This window comes from Mycobacterium sp. ACS4331 (assembly GCF_001667265.1).
In the GTDB taxonomy this organism is placed as follows: domain Bacteria; phylum Actinomycetota; class Actinomycetes; order Mycobacteriales; family Mycobacteriaceae; genus Mycobacterium.
On sequence record NZ_LZHW01000090.1, the window covers coordinates 50,666 to 67,211 of the forward strand.

Here is a 16,546-nt window from a genome sequence, read left to right on the forward strand (position 1 = left end):
TCGTTTGGGCGAAAGGGAGCAGCATGCGTGAGACGGTGATCTGCGAACCGGTCCGGACCCCGATCGGCCGGTACGGCGGCATGTTCAAATCCCTGACCGCCGTCGAACTCGGCGTGGCGGCACTGCGTGGGCTGTTGCAGCGCACGGGAATCGCGCCCGAGGAGGTCGGAGACGTGATCCTCGGGCACTGTTACCCGAGCATGGAGGCGCCCGCGATCGGTCGTGTCGTCGCACTCGACGCCGGCCTGCCGATCACGGTGCCCGGTATGCAGTTGGATCGCCGCTGCGGGTCCGGTCTGCAGGCCGTTGTCCAGGCCACCCTCCAGGTCGCCAGCGGCGGCAACGATCTGGTGGTCGCCGGTGGCGCGGAGTCCATGAGCAATGTGGTGTTCCACTCCACCGATATGCGCTGGGGTGGCGCACGCACCGGCGTCAAAGTGCATGACGCGCTGTCGCGTGGTCGCACCACGGCGGGCGGCCGGGACTATCCCGTTCCCGGTGGCATGCTCGAGACCGCCGAGAACCTGCGTCGCCAGTACGGGATCTCGCGCGAGGAGCAGGACCGGTTGGCGGTCAGCTCGCACCAGCGTGCCGTTGCCGCGCAGAAGGCGGGCATCCTGGCCGAGGAGATCGTCCCCGTCACGGTCACGTCCCGCGCCGGCGAGGAGTTGATCGACACCGACGAGCATCCCCGCGCCGACACCTCCCTGGAGTCTCTGGCCAAGCTCAAGCCCGTTCTGGGAAAGAGCGACCCGGACGCCACCGTGACGGCTGGAAACTCCAGCGGTCAGAACGACGCCGCCTCGATGTGCATCGTGACCACGCCTGAGAAGGCCGCCGAACTTGGACTGACGCCGCTGGTGCGTCTGGTGTCCTGGGGTCTGGCCGGCGTGGCGCCCAACATCATGGGGATCGGCCCGGTCCCGGCGACCGACGTGGCGTTGCGCAATGCCGGACTCACGCTGGCCGACATCGATCTCATCGAACTCAACGAGGCCTTCGCGGCACAGGCCCTGGCGGTCACGAGGGAATGGAAGTTCACCGCGGCCGATTTCGAGCGGACCAATGTGCACGGTTCGGGAATCTCGTTGGGACACCCCGTCGGTGCCACCGGAGGGCGCATGTTGGCCACACTGGCACGTGAACTTCACCGCCGCGACGCGCGATACGGGCTGGAGACCATGTGCATCGGCGGCGGCCAGGGACTGGCCGCGGTGTTCGAGAGGGTGGCAGCGTGACACCCCCGCCGGCGACGATGCAGAGCGAAGCGATGAGGAGGAGCGGCGGCAATGACCCCGCCGGCGACGATGCAGAGCGAAGCGATGAGGAGGAGCGGCGGAGATGACACGTTTGGCGCAGACCCTGGGTCTGTCTGAATTTCAGACCGAGATCGTCTCGACGGTGCGGCAATTCGTCGACAAGGAGATCATCCCGGTCGCGCAGGACCTCGAGCATTCCGACACCTACCCACAGGCCATCGTCGACCAGATGAGGGAGATGGGCCTGTTCGGCCTGATGATTCCCGAGGAGTACGGCGGCCTCGGTGAGTCGCTGCTCACCTACGCGTTGTGCGTCGAGGAACTGGCCCGCGGGTGGATGAGCATCTCCGGTGTCATCAACACGCACTTCATCGTGGCGTACATGATTCGGCAGCACGGCACTGATGCGCAGAAGCGGTACCACCTGACCAAGATGGCCACAGGTGAGTCCCGCGGCGCATTCTCGATGTCAGAGCCCGAACTGGGTTCCGACGTCGCGGCCATCCGCACGCGCGGCAGGCGGGACGCCGACGGTGACTACACCATCGACGGCCAGAAGATGTGGCTCACCAACGGCGGCAGCTCGACACTGGTCGCGGCGCTTGTCCGCACCGATGAGGGCGCCGACAAGCCGCACCGCAACCTGACCGCGTTCCTGATCGAAAAGCCCTCGGGCTTCGGTGAAGTCGCACCCGGGCTGATCATCCCCGGCAAGATCGACAAGATGGGCTACAAGGGCATCGACACCACTGAGCTCATCTTCGACGGCTACCGGGCCGGGGCCGACCAGGTGCTCGGTGAGCAGCCTGGGCAGGGCTTCTTCCAGATGATGGACGGCGTGGAGGTGGGCCGGGTCAACGTCTCGGCCCGCGCCTGTGGTGTGGGCATTCGGGCGTTCGAGCTCGCGGCGCGGTATGCCCAGCAGCGCAGCACATTCGGCAAGCCCATCGCTGAGCACCAGGCGATCGCGTTCCAGCTGGCGGAGATGGCCACCAAGGTCGAGGCGGCGCATCTGATGATGGTCAACGCCGCGCGGTTGAAGGACTCGGGTGAACGCAACGATGTGGCGGCGGGGATGGCCAAGTACTTGGCCAGTGAGTTCTGCGCCGAGGTCACCCAGCAGAGTTTCCGAATCCACGGCGGGTACGGCTACTCCAAGGAGTACGAGATCGAGCGGCTCATGCGCGATGCGCCGTTCCTTCTCATCGGTGAGGGCACCAGCGAGATCCAGAAGCAGATCATCAGCAGGCGACTGCTGGCCGAGTACCAGATCTGATGCGATGACCGTCGGTGAGTTCGCGTCCCGCCCTCAGCTGTCGGAGGACGTCGCGCGATTCGTGCGCACCAGGATCTTCGACGGCACGTACGCGGCGGGTGGATACATCCGGTTGGAGCAGTTGGCGGCCGAACTGGGCATCAGCGTGACCCCCGTGCGCGAGGCGCTGTTCGAGTTGCGCGCCGAGGGCCTGTTGGCGCAGCAGCCTCGCCGCGGCTTCGTGGTGCTGCCCGTCACCCGGCGCGACATCACCGACGTCTCGGGCGTGCAGGCCCACATCGGTGGTGAGCTTGCGGCCCGCGCGGCGCTGGCCATCAGCGCCGAACAGCTGGCCGAGATCACGTCCATCCAGGACCGGTTGGAGGCCGCCTACGACGGCGACGACACCGATCTCGTGGTCCGCCTCAACCACGACTTCCACCGCGCGATCAACGTCGCGGCGGAGTCACCGAAGCTGGCCCAGTTGATGTCGCAGATCACCCGGTACGCACCGGAAGCCGTGTTCCCCATGGTGTCCGGATGGCCCGACCGGTCGAAGAGGGATCACCGCCGAGTCATCGCGGCACTGGCCGCCCACGATGAGGACACAGCGCGCAATGCGATGTCGGAACACCTTGCCGATGGCGCCGAACCCCTGATCGCGCACCTGATGACCTGTGGTGTGCTCGACCCGGAGCGCTGAGGCCAGATTGGCTGTGTAACGTACCGTAAGGGTTTCGGTTACTGAGGGGAGGCGCACGATGGGCGTACTCGACGGCATCCGCGTTCTCGACTACGGACGTTTCATTGCCGCCCCGTGGTGTACTGCGCTGCTGGCCGACATGGGTGCCGACGTTCTTCGCGTCGAGAAACGCGAGGGCGGCGAGGATCGCTGGGTGCAGGCCGTCACCGAGACCGGGGAGGGCGGCACATTCCTGCAGTGCAACCGCAACAAACGGTCGCTGACCCTGGACTCGACGACGGACGAGGGGGCCGAGATCACCCGCAGGCTCGTCGAGCGTTCCGACATCGTCGTGGCGAACATGCCCGCTGCCGGCATGCGGGCCAGTGGCCTCGACTATGAGAGCCTGCGAGCCGTCAAGCCCGACATCATCCTGGCCAGTGCGACGGCCTACGGCGAGGGCGGGCCCTACAGCGGCAAGATCGGGTTCGACGGTGCGGGGCAGGTCATGTCCGGGGCGGTGTACCGGCAGGGGCTGCCGGACCAGCCCATCCGAACTGTGGTGCCGTACGCCGACTTCGGTACGGCGTTGACGCTGACGATCGGCGTGATGATGGCGTTGTACCACCGTGATCGCACCGGTGAGGGACAGCATGTCGAGGGCGCGCTGCTGCCGACCGCGCTGATGTTGAGCAACGCCTTCCTGATCGAGCGTGATCTGCTCGGCGTCGACAAACCGCGGATGGCGAATCGCGGCACCTCGGTGGCGCCGTGCGATCTGTACCGGACCAAGGACGACGGCTGGGTGCTGCTGCAGACCGCAGGTCAGGCGATGTTCACCCGCTGGTGCCGACTTGTGGGCCGGGAGGATCTGATCGACGACCCGCGCTTCGCCGACGACGACAGCCGTTGGGAGCACGGCGACATCCTCAACGGAATCATGGCGCAGTGGTGCGCAGACAAGACCAAGGCCGAGATACTGGACCTCCTCGAATCCGCCAAGCTGCCCGCCGCGCCGATGCACTCGACCCAGGACGTGCTCGAGGACCAGCACATCGCGGCGATGGGATACCTCAAACGCATGGCATTCCCGGGAGCACCCAAGGACGTCCCCATCATCGAGACGCCGTTCCGGATGTCGGCCACTCCCGGTGAGATCCGCAGGCGGGCACCGCTGCTGGGTGAGCACACCGAGGAGGTGCTCGGAGAGATCGGTTATGACACCGAAGAGATTGCCGCGCTGCGAGAGCGGTCGATCATCTGACGGACAATCCCCTTCCGTCCCCTGAATTGTGCGGAATCGCATGAAATTTCGCGAAAAAGCCTGCAACAGCGCACAAATCAGGGCGGGGGCGCGGAGAGCAGCTCCCGAAGTCGCGTGACGTCGACCTTGCCGGTGGAGCCACGCGGGATGGCGCCCTCGTCGTCCAGGAAACGCCAGATGGTGGGGACCTTGAACGAACTGAGCCGGGCGCGCGCGGCATCCGGCACGCCGTCGGGATTCGAGCACACGACGGCCGCGGCGACGCGATTGCGCTGTGCGACTTCGACCTTCGTGACGAAAGCGGACCGGACGCCCGGGATGCCCCGCAGCGCGCCTTCGACCTCGCTCGGGTACACGGTCGCGCCGCTGACCTTGAACATGTCGTCAGATCGGCCGTGCTGGAACAGGAAGCCCTGCGCGTCGAGGTGTCCCAGGTCGCCAGTCGGGTAGTACCCGTCGGCGGTGAAAACCTCGGCGCGGTCTCGCCGGCATATGACGCGCAGGATGTGCGGGCCCCGGATCTGGATCATGCCGGTTTCACCAGTGGGCATCGGATCACCCGTCTCGGGGTCGACGATGCGGACCTCCATGCCGGGGAAGGGCTTGCCACAACTGCCCCACGCGCTGCGGGGCATGTCGGTGTCTGCGGGATAACCGCAGTAAGGACCGAAGGATTCGGTCATCCCGAACAGGTTCGCCCGCGCCCCCGGCGACGCCCGAAGTTCGCGTGGCAGCAGGGCTTCGAGGCTGCCGGCCTGCAGGCTGGACAGGTCGGCACCCACCGAATCGGCACGTCGGGCAAGCGCCTCGGCCTGGTCGGGCCAGCCGCGAAACAGCGTCACGCGCTCGCGTTCGAGCAGTGGCAGGGTGGTCTCCGGACTCGACACCGACTCGGTGATCAGTGTCGCGCCCGCGGCCAGGCTCGCGAGCACGCCGGCGCTGAACCCGCCCACCCAGAAGAACGGCATGGGAAGGTAGAGCCTGGTGTCGGCCGTGACGCAGCGCGCCACAAGACCTGATCGCACCGCGCCCAGAGCGCTGCCGTGGCTGTGCCGGACGCCTTTCGGTGCACCACTGCTGCCGGAGGTGAAGATGACGACCAGGGGGTCCGCGGCACAGACGGTGGCAGCGAGAGCATCGACGAACTCCGTGGAGACCCGCGTGGCGGGCAGTGCGGCGAGCTGCGCGGCGTCCCAGACATGCTCCAGCGGGCCGTTGTCTGTCGACGCGACTTTCCGGGCCTCGTCCAGGTGGCGGCGCCCCCGGAACTCCTCGACCGTGATCAGGTGCTGCACCGACGCGGTGCGCACCTGCGCCGCGAGTTCCCCGGGCCGCAGCAGCGTGCTCAACGGCACGAGCACCGCGCCGATCCGGGTCACCGCGAACGCCGTCTGCACCCACGCAACGCTGTTGGGCGCGAGCAGACCCACTCGCGTGCTCTTGCTCACGCCCGCCTCGATGAGCCGGGCGGCCAGTTCCCGCGTCGACGTGTCGAGGTCGCGATACGTCAGGCGGGTGTCGGTGTCGACGACGAAAACCTTGTCGGGGGTGTCCTCGGCGCGGTGGCGCAGCAGCGCGTCGACGGTGACCGGTTCAGACATCGAACAGCATCGCCAGACCCGGCAGATCCAGCTTGCCGCTGGATCGGATGGGCAGCTTCTCGGGTGGGCAGGTGACGAACCTGCGCGGGATCTTGTAGGCCGACAGTTCGGCACGAAGCGCGGCGCGCACCGCGGACTCATCAAACTCCTCGGCGCGATCGGTCACGATCACCGCGGCCACGACCTGACCTCGCTCCTCGTCCGGCAGCCCCAGAACATGTGCGGCCACTTCGCCCAGCACGGGCGACAGTGCTTTCTGCAGAGCGGCTTCCACCTCGGGTGGTGCCACGTTGGCCCCAGCCGTCTTGATCATGGCACCGGCCCGGCCGACGAAGTAGAAGTACCCGTCGGAGTCCGTGCGCACCAGATCCCCCGTGTGGAACCACCCGTCGGCATCGAAGCACTCCTCGCGGCTCAGCCCGTAATAGCGGTCCATCATGTAGGGCCCCCGGACCAGGAGCTCCCCGACGGCGCCGGTCGGCACGGGCACCCCGGTGTCCGCATCGACCACCGTGACCTCGAATCCCGGCGCGGGACGACCGAACGACCCGCGGCGCGATTCCGGTTGGTCGGTGACGTCGCCGTCGAGCAGTACGACGCTGCCCGCTTCGGTCATGCCGAGCATGCTGTGGCGCAGTTCGGGATCGGCGGGGCGGCAGTCGGCGGGCATCAGCGGATACAGGTTGCCGCGCCGCAGTGCCGACAGATCACGATCGGCGAAACTCGGGTGGCGCGTGAGATGGGCGATGGTGCCGACGAAACCGTTGGTGACGTTCGGCTTCTCGGCCTCCAGCAGATCGAGCGTCGCACCGGCGTCGGTGGCGTTCGAGCACAGCAGGGTGGCGCCGGCCGACAGGATGGCCAGCAGCGAGAACGCGAACCCGCCGATCCAGAAGAATGGTGAGTTGCAGAACAGCTTGTCGTCGCGGGACAGGTTGCGTATCTCATTGAGATCGGCCTGATGTCCCAGAATTCCGGTATGGGTGTGCACCGTGCCCTTGGGTGCGGCCGTCGACCCCGACGTGTAGATGATGGCCAGCGGGTCGCAGCCGTCGACGTCGTCCTCGGCTGCCGCGAGACGTTCGGGGTGAACGGACTCGCCCCGGCGCGCCAGCACGTCGAGATCGAGGACGACGTGTCGCAGCACGGGGGCTGATATGAGGTGAAGTGGTGCCGCGGAGTCCATTTCGTCGGGTGTGACGCCGAGTCCCTCGATGATCCGGGCTCGGTAGTCGTGACCGCGGAACGCACTGGCCGACACCATGACGGCGGTGTCGCTGTGCACCAGTTGGGTACGCAGTTCCGTGGCGGTGGCGAACGTCGAGAACGGGACGACGACCGCGCCGATGCGGGCGGCCGCGAGCATCGTCACCACGAACTCGGCACCGTTGGGGTACAGCACGCCGACGTGTGTGCCTTTGCGTACGCCCAGTGCCCACAGGCCGCGCGCGAGTGCCGCGGAGCGGAGTTCGGCCTCAGCGTAGGTGATCCGTTCGCTGTCGCAGATGACGAAGGGGTGTTCGCCGCGCTCGTGCGCGGCGTTCTTCAGCAGGCCTCCGACCGTGATCGAGCTAGCCGCCATGGCCCTGCACCGTCGCGAAGTGCTCCCGAACGGCACCCAGATCCGGCTTGCCGGAGGGGGTGCGGGGAATGCTGGGGACGATTGCGATCTCGCTCGGGACTTCGTATCGGGCCAGACGCCCGCGCAGGAATTCGGTCAGCTCGACGGCATCGGTGTCCGCGCCGTCGCGCAGTTCCACCACCGCGACCGGTGTCTCACCCAGGCGTTCGTCGGGGCGCCCCACCACGGCCGCCCCGAGGACGGCGGGATGCCGTTCGAGGGCGGCGCGCACGTCGTCCGGCATCACTTTGAACCCGCCGCGGATGATGGCCTGGTCGGCGCGACCCACGATCCAGACGAACCCGTCGTCGTCGATGCGGGCGAGGTCGGTCGTGCGCATCCAGTCCGCATCAGCACCGAGCTGTGCCGGGATGACCTCGAGCAGACCCACCTGGCCCGCGGGCAGTGGGGCGCCGTCGGGGTCGACCACCCGCAGTCGCGCGCCGGGATTGGCCCGTCCGACGCTGCCCCGCTTGGTATTCCAGTGCCTCTGATGGTCAGCCAGCGTCCAACTGGCCACGCCGCCTCCGAATTCGGTTGCGGCATAGGAGGTCAGAACCGGAACACCGAACTTCTCGGTGAACGCATCGGCGTCCTCGGCCGACAATGGGGCGGTGCCGGACGTGACGACGGTGATGCTGGACAGATCCTCGCGAGTGAGGTCCGAATGCAGCACCATGCGCAGGGCTGCGGGCACCAGTGAGACCGCACGAGGCCGGTGCTCGCGGACGGCGTCGGCCCACGCCTCGAGCTCGAATTTGGGCAGCAGCACGAACGGGCGTGCCTCGGCCAGGCACAGCAGCACCCGGAACACCCCGCCGACATGCACCAGCGGTGAGTTCACTATGGCCACGCCTCGGCGGAGTTGGGAGGGACTGACCGAGTTCTCGGGGTCGGGTCCGATGACGCTGCGCGCCAGCATGTCGTATGTCAGGTCCACGCGTTTGGGCGGGCCGGTGGTGCCGCTGGTCAGCATCCACACCGCGACACCGGGTCGGCCGGGGTCGGGTCGCGGATCGAGCGCGGGCACGACGTCCGGCGGGCGGGTGAGATCGGTGATCGTCACGACCGTGGTGGCCGGGGTGGGGACATGCAACCGGGCCAGGTCCTCGGCCAGGCCGATGACCAGCGGCAGGTCCAGCTCGCGCAGGTCCTCACGGGTGCGTTCGTCGCCGCGGGCGGGATTGATGACGACGACGGTCCCACCCGAGGACAGGACGCCCAGCAGAGCGGCCACGTGCACGGGTTGGTTGCGCAGCATGATCCCGACGCGGGGCTGGCCCACGGCTGCCACCAGCGCCGCGATGCGGTTGGCGATCGCGGCCACCTGCCCCCAGGTGAACCACTGTCCCTGGAACTGGACCGCCGACGCGGTCGGGTCCAGTGCCAGGACATCGGTGATGCGACGGCTCAACGCGTGGGACATCACCGGATCCGTGGGGTGACTTTGGGGATCGGTGACGCGGCGAGTTCGGCCTGGCCCAACGGATTTCCCAACCTGGTGTAGATCAGGCCCTGGTCGAGCGCGGCACGGTACGGCTTGTCGAGGGATTCCCACACCGCCTTGACGGTGCCCTGCGTCGCCGAGGGCGGCTTGTTGGCGATGGTTGACGCGATCTCGTGGGCGCGGGTCCACAACTGCTCGGCCTCGACCACCTCGGTCACGAGCCCGATCTGCAGCGCGGTCTCGGCGCTGACGCGTTCGTCGTTGCCCATCAACGCCATTCGCAGCGTGTGCGCCAGGCCGACCCGGCGCATCAATCCGATCGGCTCCAGCGCCGACACCAGTCCGGCGGTGACGTGGGAGTCGAAGAAGGTGGCGTCCTGCGAGCAGATGACGACGTCGGCCTCGTTGAGGAAGTACAGCGCGCCCGCGGTGCACATGCCCTGCACCGCGCACACCACCGGCTTCCACATCTTCTGCCACTTGGGACTGAGCAGCTCGCCGGGATCCTCGTGGTTCCAGACATTGTCGGGCTGTCCGTAACTCGACTTGACGTCCAGACCCGCGCTGAAGGCCCGCGTTCCGGCCGCGCGCAGGACGACGGCGTTGGTGGCCTCGTCGAGTTTGACGATGCGCCACACCGCGGCCATCTCCTCGCACATCGTGCGGTTGAACGTGTTCAGCCGTTCGGGCCGGTTGAGGGTGATGGTGGCGACGTGGTTCTCGCGGTCGAACTCCAGCAGCAGGGTCTCGAAGGGCTGCGCGGCTTCGGGGCTCATCGGCATCTCCAGTTCGGGGTGCGCTTCTCGATGAAGGCCAGCGGGCCCTCGGCGGCGTCCTCGGTGCGCACCACGCGCTCCCGGAAGGTTTCGGCCAGGATCTCGCCCTCAAGCAGGGGAAGGTCGAGGGTCTTGTGGATGGCCAGCCGGGTTCCGCGGACCGCCAGGGGCGCATTCGAGTTGACGATGTCGGCGATCTCATGGGCCCGTTCGAGCAGGCGGTCATGCTCGACGATCTCGGTGATCATCCCCAGTTCGTAGGCGCGTTCCGCGCTCATTCGTTCATGTTTGCCCATCAAGGCCATTCGCAGCGCCACCGACCGGGGCAGTGCACGGGCCAGGCGGACCATCTCCCGCGCCGCGACCAGGCCGATGCTGACGTGCGGATCGAAGAACGTCGCCTTGTCCGAGGCGATCACGATGTCCCCGGTGGTCACCCAGTCCAGGCCCGCGCCGCAGCAGATTCCGTTGATGGCCGCCAGCACGGGTTTGGCCATCCTGCGGAAGGGTGGGGTGCCCTCCTGCGGTGCCTCCCACTGGTCATAGGTGGACAGATAGGGGCGCTCGTAGATGACCTTGCCGTCGTCGGGAATCTCCTTGACGTCGGCGCCGGTGCAGAAGGCCCGACCGGTGCCGGTGACGATCATCAGCCAGATGTCGTCGTCGTTCTCGGCCTCGTCGTAGGCCGCACGCAGTTCGGCGACCATGTGCGGCGACAGCGCGTTGAGGGCCTCGGGACGATTGAGTGTGATGGTGGCCTTGTGACCGTCCACCTCGTACTTGATGGTGTCGTATGCGGCGGGTGCCGGCATGTGTGATCCCTTCGATTGGCTGGCGTCAACGCCCGCGGAACTCGGGTGCCCTGCGTTCCCGGAAGGCGGCCAGGCCCTCCTTGAAATCCGCGGCCCGACAGGACAACTCCAGATTGGAGAGCTCCTGATTCAAGGCGTCGGACAGGGTCGAATGGGCGCCGTGGGCCAACGCCTGCTTCGTCAGTCCCAGGGCCACAGTGGGTCCGTTCGCCAGTCGCGCGAGCAGATCCTCGGCGACCGCGTCGACCCGATCGGCGGGAGCCGCGGCATGGATGAGGCCCCACTGTGCGGCTTCGTCGCCGGTGACCTTCTCGCTCAACAACAGCATCCGCCGAGCCCGCGCCACGCCGACGAGTCGGGGCAGCAGCCACGTGGCTCCGGAGTCCGGGCTGAAGCCGCGCTCCAGGAACGGTTCCCACAGCGTGGCGTCTTCGGCGGCCAGCGCGAAGTCGGCGGCCAGAGCGAGGTTGCATCCCAACCCGACGGCCCACCCGCGGACGACGCAGACCACCGGCAGATGGATCGTGGTCACCAGTTCGATGACGCGGTGTGCGGTGTGGGGTATGCGGCGGACCAGATCTCCGGTGCGGGGACGGGCCCCGGCGTCGTTGGTGGCCACCCAGTCGGCGCCGGTGCAGAAGTGCTCACCTGCGCCCGTGATGAGGACCGCGCGCAGGGAGTCGTCGTAGGCGGCCGAACTGAGGGTGTCGACAAGTGTGTCGATCATCGCGTGACTCAACGAGTTGCGACGGTCCGGGCGATTCAGCGTGATACGCAGGATCGACGCTTCTCGGGAGATCTCGATGGACCCCTCAGGTGCACCGCTCACCGTGCCGACCGTCCTTCACGTAGATATGGATACCCATACAGTAGACGCTACGATTACTATCCTGTACAAGTTAGCAAGGAAAGATCGTCGACGGAACAGTCGACGACGGGCGACGACAGGCTGGGGGTGACGCGGTGGCCCAGTCGCGGATCAGGCAGCCCCGGGTGGCCGAGATCGTCGCCGCGCGACTGCGGGAGGACATCCTGTCGGGCCGCCTCAAGGAGGGCGACGTCCTGCCGTCCCAGGAGGCCCTGTTCGGTGAGTTCGGAGTCAGTCCACCGGCCCTGCGTGAGGCGATTCACCTGCTCGAGACCGACGGTCTGGTGTCGGTGCGCCGTGGCAACGTCGGTGGCGCCGTGGTGCACCAGCCGAGTGCCGAGCGCACCGCCCACATGATCAGCATGGTGTTGCAGGCTCGCTCGGCGACCCCGGCCGACGTGAGTGGGGCGCTTCTGCATCTGGAGCCGATCTGCGCGGGTATGTGCGCCTCCCGTGCGGACCGGCACACCGAGGTGGTGCCTCACCTGGAGCGCGAGATCGCCCGCCAGAACGAAGAATTCGACGATCCGGCCAGCTATGTGCCCAATGCGCGCAGGTTTCACGAGGCCCTGGTCTCGCGCTGCGGTAACGAACCGATGATCCTGCTGATCGGATCTCTGGAACTGATCTGGTCGGCACACGAGGCGGCGGTGTGGAGTGACGACACCGGACCGCGCTCGTCGGACGGGGAGCGTGCCGCGCTGCAGACCCGCCGCGCGGCACTGCGTGACCATCAGCGTCTGCTCGAGGCCATCCGAGACGGCAACGCCCCCCGCGCCGTACGGATCGCCGGCGACCACCTGGCCGCGGCCCGCCGAAACACCTTGGCGTTCGGTATGGACAAGACCATCCAGGCCAGCCTGATCTCCAGTGCCGAACAGTTGATGCGTCCGAACGGCACGTCGCTGCTGCGCGCCACTTCGAACCCGGACCGAAAGGACACCCCATGACCGAGACGTCAGACGACCGCGTGCTGTTCGAAGTGGACCGCGACAACCGCATCGCGACCATCACGCTCAACAACCCCAAGCAGCGCAACTCCTATGACGCCAGCATGCGCGACAGCCTGGGCCGGGCCCTCGACGTCGTCGCCGAGGACGATGACCTCACCGTTGTGTTGTTGCGCGGCGCCGAGGGCGTCTTCAGCACCGGCGCGGACATGAACAACGCGTACGGATGGTACGGCGACAAGAAACCCGAAGGCGCACAGGCCAAGTCGCGTCCGAGTCAGCGGCGCCGGCTCACGGTGGACCGCAAGTCTTTCAGCTTCTACCACAATCTGATGGGGTTCCCGAAGGTCACGGTGGGGGAGATCAGCGGCTATGCGCTGGGCGGTGGATTCGAGATGGCCCTGATGATGGACATCTCGGTGATCGGTCGGGACACCCGCATCGGCATGCCCGCAACCCGATTCCTCGGTCCAGCGCTGGGCAGCCTGCACATGTTCTTCCACCGACTCGGCCCGGTCATGGCGCGCCGGCTGCTGCTCACGGGCGACATCGTGACGGCCGGCGAGATCGAACACCTGGGGATCTTCACCGAGACCGTGGCTCCCGAGTCAGTCGCGGCGCGCGCCCGCTACTGGGCCGAGAAGACCGCCAAGATGCCCGCCGACGGTGTCGTCATCGCCAAGGAGGCGTTCCGGCTCGTCGAGCAGAGCCAGGCCTACCAGGGCGAGGAGGTCGCCAGCTACCTGTTCCACGCCTATGGAACCAACCTGCAGTTCTCCCCCGGGGAGTTCAACTTCGTCAAAACCCGTGCCCAGCACGGCACCAAGGAGGCCTTCCGGCTGCGCGACGAGCACTTCCACGTCCCCGAGCCGGAGTGACCGTGAAACTCAGCCCTTGGGAGCCGTTTTGGCCGGCGTCTTCTTTCCGCCCTTGGCGATCTGCCGCTCGGCGTGGTCGAGGATGCAGTTGAGCGTGTACTCGAAGTTGGTGTCGTCGGCCGCGATGATGTGGTGGCCGGCCGAACTCACCTGTGCCAGCAGGGGAGTGTTCTCGGGATCGACCACCAGGTTGTCCTCAAGGGCCACGGCCCCGTCCTCGGCCGCCGCATTCTTCTCATACAACCGTTGCAGCACCACGGATCCCCGCACGTGCACCGACATCGCGGAGTAGGTGTCGAAGGCGTCCTCGGGTGACAGCCCCGCCTCGACGAGGCTCGCGATGGACTTCTCCACCTCGAGGACGCCCAGTTGTGCGGCGCGCGGGCTCAGGGCCGACCTGATGAGGATCAGGTCGCACAGGATCGGGTTGCCCAGGAACGTCTTGCGCATGGTCCAGGCGTGGTTGCGCAGCGTCTCCCGCCAGTCGTCGGCCTCGACGTAGGGCGTGGCGAACACATACTGGCGCAGGGCCCGGTCGGTCATCGCGTTCAGCAGGTCGTCCTTCTTGCGGAAGTACCAGTAGATGCTGGTGACGCCCACGCCGAGATGCTTGCCGAGCAGGGGCATGCTCAGGTTGTCGATGCCGACCTGCTCGGCGAGTTCGAAGGCGCCTTTGATGATGTCGTCGGGATTGATGGAGCCGCGCTCGCGTCGCTGCCGCTTCTCCGCGGTCGCCTGCTTTGCCACGAGGGCACCTCCGTTGCGAGTAGAACTATTCGAAATTTACCGTCAGCCAGCGCGGACGATCGCCACTTCGTCCGCGTGTCGGGGCCTTGCGATGCCGTCGACTGTACCGGCGTCGACCGGCCGGGTGACCCGTCGGGCAGTGCCGTGAGACGCGCGCCACATCCACTGGGTCCTCGAACGGAGGAGCTCCGGAACCTATATACCGTAATAAGTATAGTAATGATTTCCGCAGCTTGTGGGGCGGCTGTCGGCGTCGACGCCGGCGAAGGCCGGCTCGCGGTGGCGTTCAGGGTTGCTGCGGACCGGTCCGAAGGGTAGCTGCGCACATGGATCTGGGACTCGAAGGGGCGACCGCGGTCGTCGTCGGGGGCAGTCGGGGGATGGGCCGTGCGGCGGCTCAGTGCCTGGCCGACGATGGTGCGCGCGTGGCCGTCATCTCGCGCTCGGGTGCCGAACCCGAGCTCGACGAGGTGTTCGAGGATCTGACCCGGCGTGGCAGTCCGGAACCCTTCGGGGTGTCCGCCGACGTCAGCGATTCCGGCCAGATCGAGGCTGCGTTCGTTGATGTGGGCAAGCGCTTCGGTGGTCGGTTGAACATCCTCGTCAACGCGGTCGGGCCGAGCACCCGCGGCGGATTCGACACGCTCACCGACAAGCAGTGGGGTGAGGCGATCGAACTGGGGGCGATGTCGATGGTGCGCTGTGTGCGGGCCGCGCTTCCGCTCCTGCGGAGCGCCGAATGGGCCCGCATCGTCAACTTCTCGGCCAGTTCCACCAAGCGCCAGGGGGAATCCCTGGTGGCCTACACCGCGGCGAAGTCGATGGTCGCCAGCGTGTCCAAGAACCTCGCGCTGTCGTTGGCGCGCGACGAGATCCTGGTCAATGTGATCTCCCCGGGAAGTGTGGCCTCCGAGGGCCTCGTGGGCTGGGCCAGGTCCGTCGGCGTCGACGGCGACGACCCGTACCAGCTGATGGCCGCCATCACCGAGCACTTCGGCCACCCCGCGCATCTGCCCCGGGCCGGTCTGCCCGAGGAGATCGGGCCAGTCGTGGCGTTCCTGGCGTCACGGCGCAACTCGTACATGACCGGGGCGAACATCAACGTCGACGGCGGCACCGATTTCTGTTGAGTTCGGGTGAAACCCTCTGTCGGGAAGGGGAATTGACGGTGGCCACAGCGGACGAGGCGCGCACCTGGGCGCCAGAGGCCCTTCGCGGCATCGGTGACTCGCTCTACACGCCCTTCTCGGGCGTCGACGGCGACGACATCGACTGGGACGCATACCGAACCCTCGTGCGCCACTGCGTCGGCGCCCTGGGCCACTCGATGCTGTGGTGCACCAGTGGAGTGGGTGAGTTCTGGTCCCTCACCATCGACGAGCGGAAACGCCTGCTGGAGGTCGCGATCGAGGAGGGTCGCGCGCTCAACCCCGACCTCGTCGTGCAGGCCTGCACCGCGGCCACCTCGGCCAAGGACTGCCTGGACCTGACGCTGCACGCTCAGCAGGCCGGCGCCGACATCGCCTATATCCAGACGCCCATGATGGAAACCCATGGTGGAGAGGGTGTTCTGCGGTTCTTCGAGTACGTCGCCGCACGCACCGACATCGCACTGGGGATGTTCAACTCGCCGTCGTCGGGCTATGTGCTCACCGCGGCGGAGAGCGCCCGGATTCACCAGAGGATCCCGGCGGTGTGCGCCACCAAAGAGGGTGCCTTCCGCCCTCGCAACAGTCGGCTGCTGCATGAGGCCGCGCCCGGGCTGGTGATCTGGGAGTGTGACCTCATGGTGTACCGCGCAGGGTGGCTGCGTGCCGGAATCGTCTGTCCCGCACAGTTGGGCACCGTCGGCTATCTGCACGAGACCCCGTCGCGCCGCATCCTCACGCATTACTGGGATCTGGTGTACGCGGACAAGCTGGACGAGGCCATCGCGTTCGCCGCAGACTCTGGAATGGACCAGTTCGAGCTCGACATGGGCTCGTTGTCCACGAGCTATCCGGGGAGACCCGACTACTTCACGCACTGGGCGGGGGCCTTCAAGCACGCCGCGTCGGTGCTGGGCCTGCCGGTAGGGGACTACCCGCACTCCCGCCCGCCCCAGGCGCTGCTCCCGGATGCGGCCAAGCGTCAGATCGAGGCGGCCTACCGACGTCTCGGCCTGGCCGCCGGCTGAAACCTTGCGCCGAGATCGACACCAGGGTCGTTGTGGCAGCCGGATCGCAGCCCTGACGTCGACATCGCGGGACCGGTAAACGCCAGCGTGGGGCGCCCCCCCCCCCCCCGGGCGCCCGGGGGGGGGGGGGGGGGGGGGCCCGGCGCCCCGCGCGGCGGGGGCCGCGCGCCCGGACGGCAGCCCCCCCCCCCCCCCCCCGGGGGGGGAGGG

The 16,546-nt window shown here is 67.4% G+C and carries 15 protein-coding genes; 8 read left to right on the forward strand and 7 right to left on the reverse strand.

What is annotated here, in order from left to right; all coding sequences use genetic code 11:
- The first annotated feature begins 23 nt into the window (after positions 1-23).
- The 4 genes from A5727_RS21245 (at position 24) to A5727_RS21260 (ending at position 4,460) form a co-directional block, all read left to right on the forward strand.
- Positions 24-1,238, forward strand: a complete 1,215-nt coding sequence (locus A5727_RS21245; protein WP_068254567.1) for an acetyl-CoA C-acetyltransferase — start codon at positions 24-26, stop codon at positions 1,236-1,238.
- Between the two features lie 103 nt (positions 1,239-1,341).
- Positions 1,342-2,535, forward strand: a complete 1,194-nt coding sequence (locus A5727_RS21250) for an acyl-CoA dehydrogenase family protein (RefSeq protein ID WP_068254571.1) — start codon at positions 1,342-1,344, stop codon at positions 2,533-2,535.
- A gap of 4 nt (positions 2,536-2,539) precedes the next feature.
- Positions 2,540-3,217 (forward strand): GntR family transcriptional regulator, encoded by a 678-nt coding sequence (locus A5727_RS21255; RefSeq protein ID WP_068254574.1) that lies wholly within the window; start codon positions 2,540-2,542, stop codon positions 3,215-3,217.
- A 58-nt stretch (positions 3,218-3,275) separates the two neighbouring features.
- Positions 3,276-4,460 (forward strand): CaiB/BaiF CoA transferase family protein, encoded by a 1,185-nt coding sequence (locus A5727_RS21260; protein WP_068254578.1) that lies wholly within the window; start codon positions 3,276-3,278, stop codon positions 4,458-4,460.
- A 77-nt stretch (positions 4,461-4,537) separates the two neighbouring features.
- On the opposite strand, the gene A5727_RS21265 is transcribed toward A5727_RS21260, so the two are convergent.
- From A5727_RS21265 to A5727_RS21290, 6 genes are read right to left on the reverse strand one after another with little or no spacing between them, the layout of a single operon-like run.
- Positions 4,538-6,061 (reverse strand): class I adenylate-forming enzyme family protein, encoded by a 1,524-nt coding sequence (locus tag A5727_RS21265; RefSeq protein WP_068254581.1) that lies wholly within the window; start codon positions 6,059-6,061, stop codon positions 4,538-4,540.
- On the reverse strand, positions 6,054-7,643 hold the full coding sequence (locus A5727_RS21270) for a class I adenylate-forming enzyme family protein (RefSeq protein WP_068254584.1): 1,590 nt from the start codon (positions 7,641-7,643) through the stop codon (positions 6,054-6,056). Before A5727_RS21270 ends, A5727_RS21265 begins: the two co-directional genes overlap by 8 nt.
- A complete protein-coding gene (locus A5727_RS21275) occupies positions 7,633-9,108 on the reverse strand; it encodes a class I adenylate-forming enzyme family protein (protein ID WP_068254587.1) in 1,476 nt (491 codons plus the stop codon). The genes A5727_RS21270 and A5727_RS21275 overlap by 11 nt, the downstream gene beginning before the upstream one ends.
- The gene (locus A5727_RS21280; RefSeq protein ID WP_068254590.1) at positions 9,108-9,911 is read right to left on the reverse strand and encodes an enoyl-CoA hydratase/isomerase family protein; all 804 of its coding nucleotides are present in this window, start codon (positions 9,909-9,911) and stop codon (positions 9,108-9,110) included. The genes A5727_RS21275 and A5727_RS21280 overlap by 1 nt, the downstream gene beginning before the upstream one ends.
- Positions 9,902-10,717 carry an enoyl-CoA hydratase/isomerase family protein gene (locus tag A5727_RS21285; RefSeq protein WP_068254599.1) on the reverse strand — a complete coding sequence of 272 codons (816 nt, stop codon included), beginning with the start codon at positions 10,715-10,717 and terminating at the stop codon, positions 9,902-9,904. Before A5727_RS21285 ends, A5727_RS21280 begins: the two co-directional genes overlap by 10 nt.
- A gap of 25 nt (positions 10,718-10,742) precedes the next feature.
- Positions 10,743-11,546, reverse strand: a complete 804-nt coding sequence (locus tag A5727_RS21290) for an enoyl-CoA hydratase-related protein (protein ID WP_068254603.1) — start codon at positions 11,544-11,546, stop codon at positions 10,743-10,745.
- 134 nt (positions 11,547-11,680) lie between these two features.
- Here A5727_RS21290 and A5727_RS21295 point away from each other — a divergent pair, with 134 nt between their 5' ends.
- Together A5727_RS21295 and A5727_RS21300 are read left to right on the forward strand one after the other, a co-directional pair.
- The gene (locus A5727_RS21295; protein ID WP_082949943.1) at positions 11,681-12,535 is read left to right on the forward strand and encodes a FadR/GntR family transcriptional regulator; all 855 of its coding nucleotides are present in this window, start codon (positions 11,681-11,683) and stop codon (positions 12,533-12,535) included.
- On the forward strand, positions 12,532-13,413 hold the full coding sequence (locus A5727_RS21300; protein ID WP_068254606.1) for an enoyl-CoA hydratase/isomerase family protein: 882 nt from the start codon (positions 12,532-12,534) through the stop codon (positions 13,411-13,413). The genes A5727_RS21295 and A5727_RS21300 overlap by 4 nt, the downstream gene beginning before the upstream one ends.
- 9 nt (positions 13,414-13,422) lie before the next feature.
- Here A5727_RS21300 and A5727_RS21305 read toward each other — a convergent pair whose 3' ends face one another.
- Positions 13,423-14,160, reverse strand: coding sequence for a TetR/AcrR family transcriptional regulator (locus tag A5727_RS21305; protein ID WP_068254608.1), 738 nt, complete (start codon positions 14,158-14,160; stop codon positions 13,423-13,425).
- A 326-nt stretch (positions 14,161-14,486) separates the two neighbouring features.
- Between A5727_RS21305 and A5727_RS21310 the strand changes: the two genes are divergently transcribed.
- Together A5727_RS21310 and A5727_RS21315 are read left to right on the forward strand one after the other, a co-directional pair.
- A complete protein-coding gene (locus A5727_RS21310) occupies positions 14,487-15,290 on the forward strand; it encodes an SDR family NAD(P)-dependent oxidoreductase (protein ID WP_068254610.1) in 804 nt (267 codons plus the stop codon).
- A gap of 38 nt (positions 15,291-15,328) precedes the next feature.
- Complete coding sequence (locus A5727_RS21315; protein WP_068254630.1) at positions 15,329-16,336, forward strand: dihydrodipicolinate synthase family protein; 1,008 nt, start codon at positions 15,329-15,331, stop codon at positions 16,334-16,336.
- Positions 16,337-16,546 lie beyond the last annotated feature (210 nt).

Coding starts and splice junctions, on each gene's coding strand:
- A5727_RS21245 (WP_068254567.1), top strand. CDS start 24: ATGCGTGAGACGGTGATCTGCGAACCGGTCCGGACCCCGATCGGCCGG.
- A5727_RS21250 (WP_068254571.1), top strand. CDS start 1,342: ATGACACGTTTGGCGCAGACCCTGGGTCTGTCTGAATTTCAGACCGAG.
- A5727_RS21255 (WP_068254574.1), top strand. CDS start 2,540: ATGACCGTCGGTGAGTTCGCGTCCCGCCCTCAGCTGTCGGAGGACGTC.
- A5727_RS21260 (WP_068254578.1), top strand. CDS start 3,276: ATGGGCGTACTCGACGGCATCCGCGTTCTCGACTACGGACGTTTCATT.
- A5727_RS21265 (WP_068254581.1), bottom strand. CDS start 6,061: ATGTCTGAACCGGTCACCGTCGACGCGCTGCTGCGCCACCGCGCCGAG.
- A5727_RS21270 (WP_068254584.1), bottom strand. CDS start 7,643: ATGGCGGCTAGCTCGATCACGGTCGGAGGCCTGCTGAAGAACGCCGCG.
- A5727_RS21275 (WP_068254587.1), bottom strand. CDS start 9,108: ATGTCCCACGCGTTGAGCCGTCGCATCACCGATGTCCTGGCACTGGAC.
- A5727_RS21280 (WP_068254590.1), bottom strand. CDS start 9,911: ATGCCGATGAGCCCCGAAGCCGCGCAGCCCTTCGAGACCCTGCTGCTG.
- A5727_RS21285 (WP_068254599.1), bottom strand. CDS start 10,717: ATGCCGGCACCCGCCGCATACGACACCATCAAGTACGAGGTGGACGGT.
- A5727_RS21300 (WP_068254606.1), top strand. CDS start 12,532: ATGACCGAGACGTCAGACGACCGCGTGCTGTTCGAAGTGGACCGCGAC.
- A5727_RS21310 (WP_068254610.1), top strand. CDS start 14,487: ATGGATCTGGGACTCGAAGGGGCGACCGCGGTCGTCGTCGGGGGCAGT.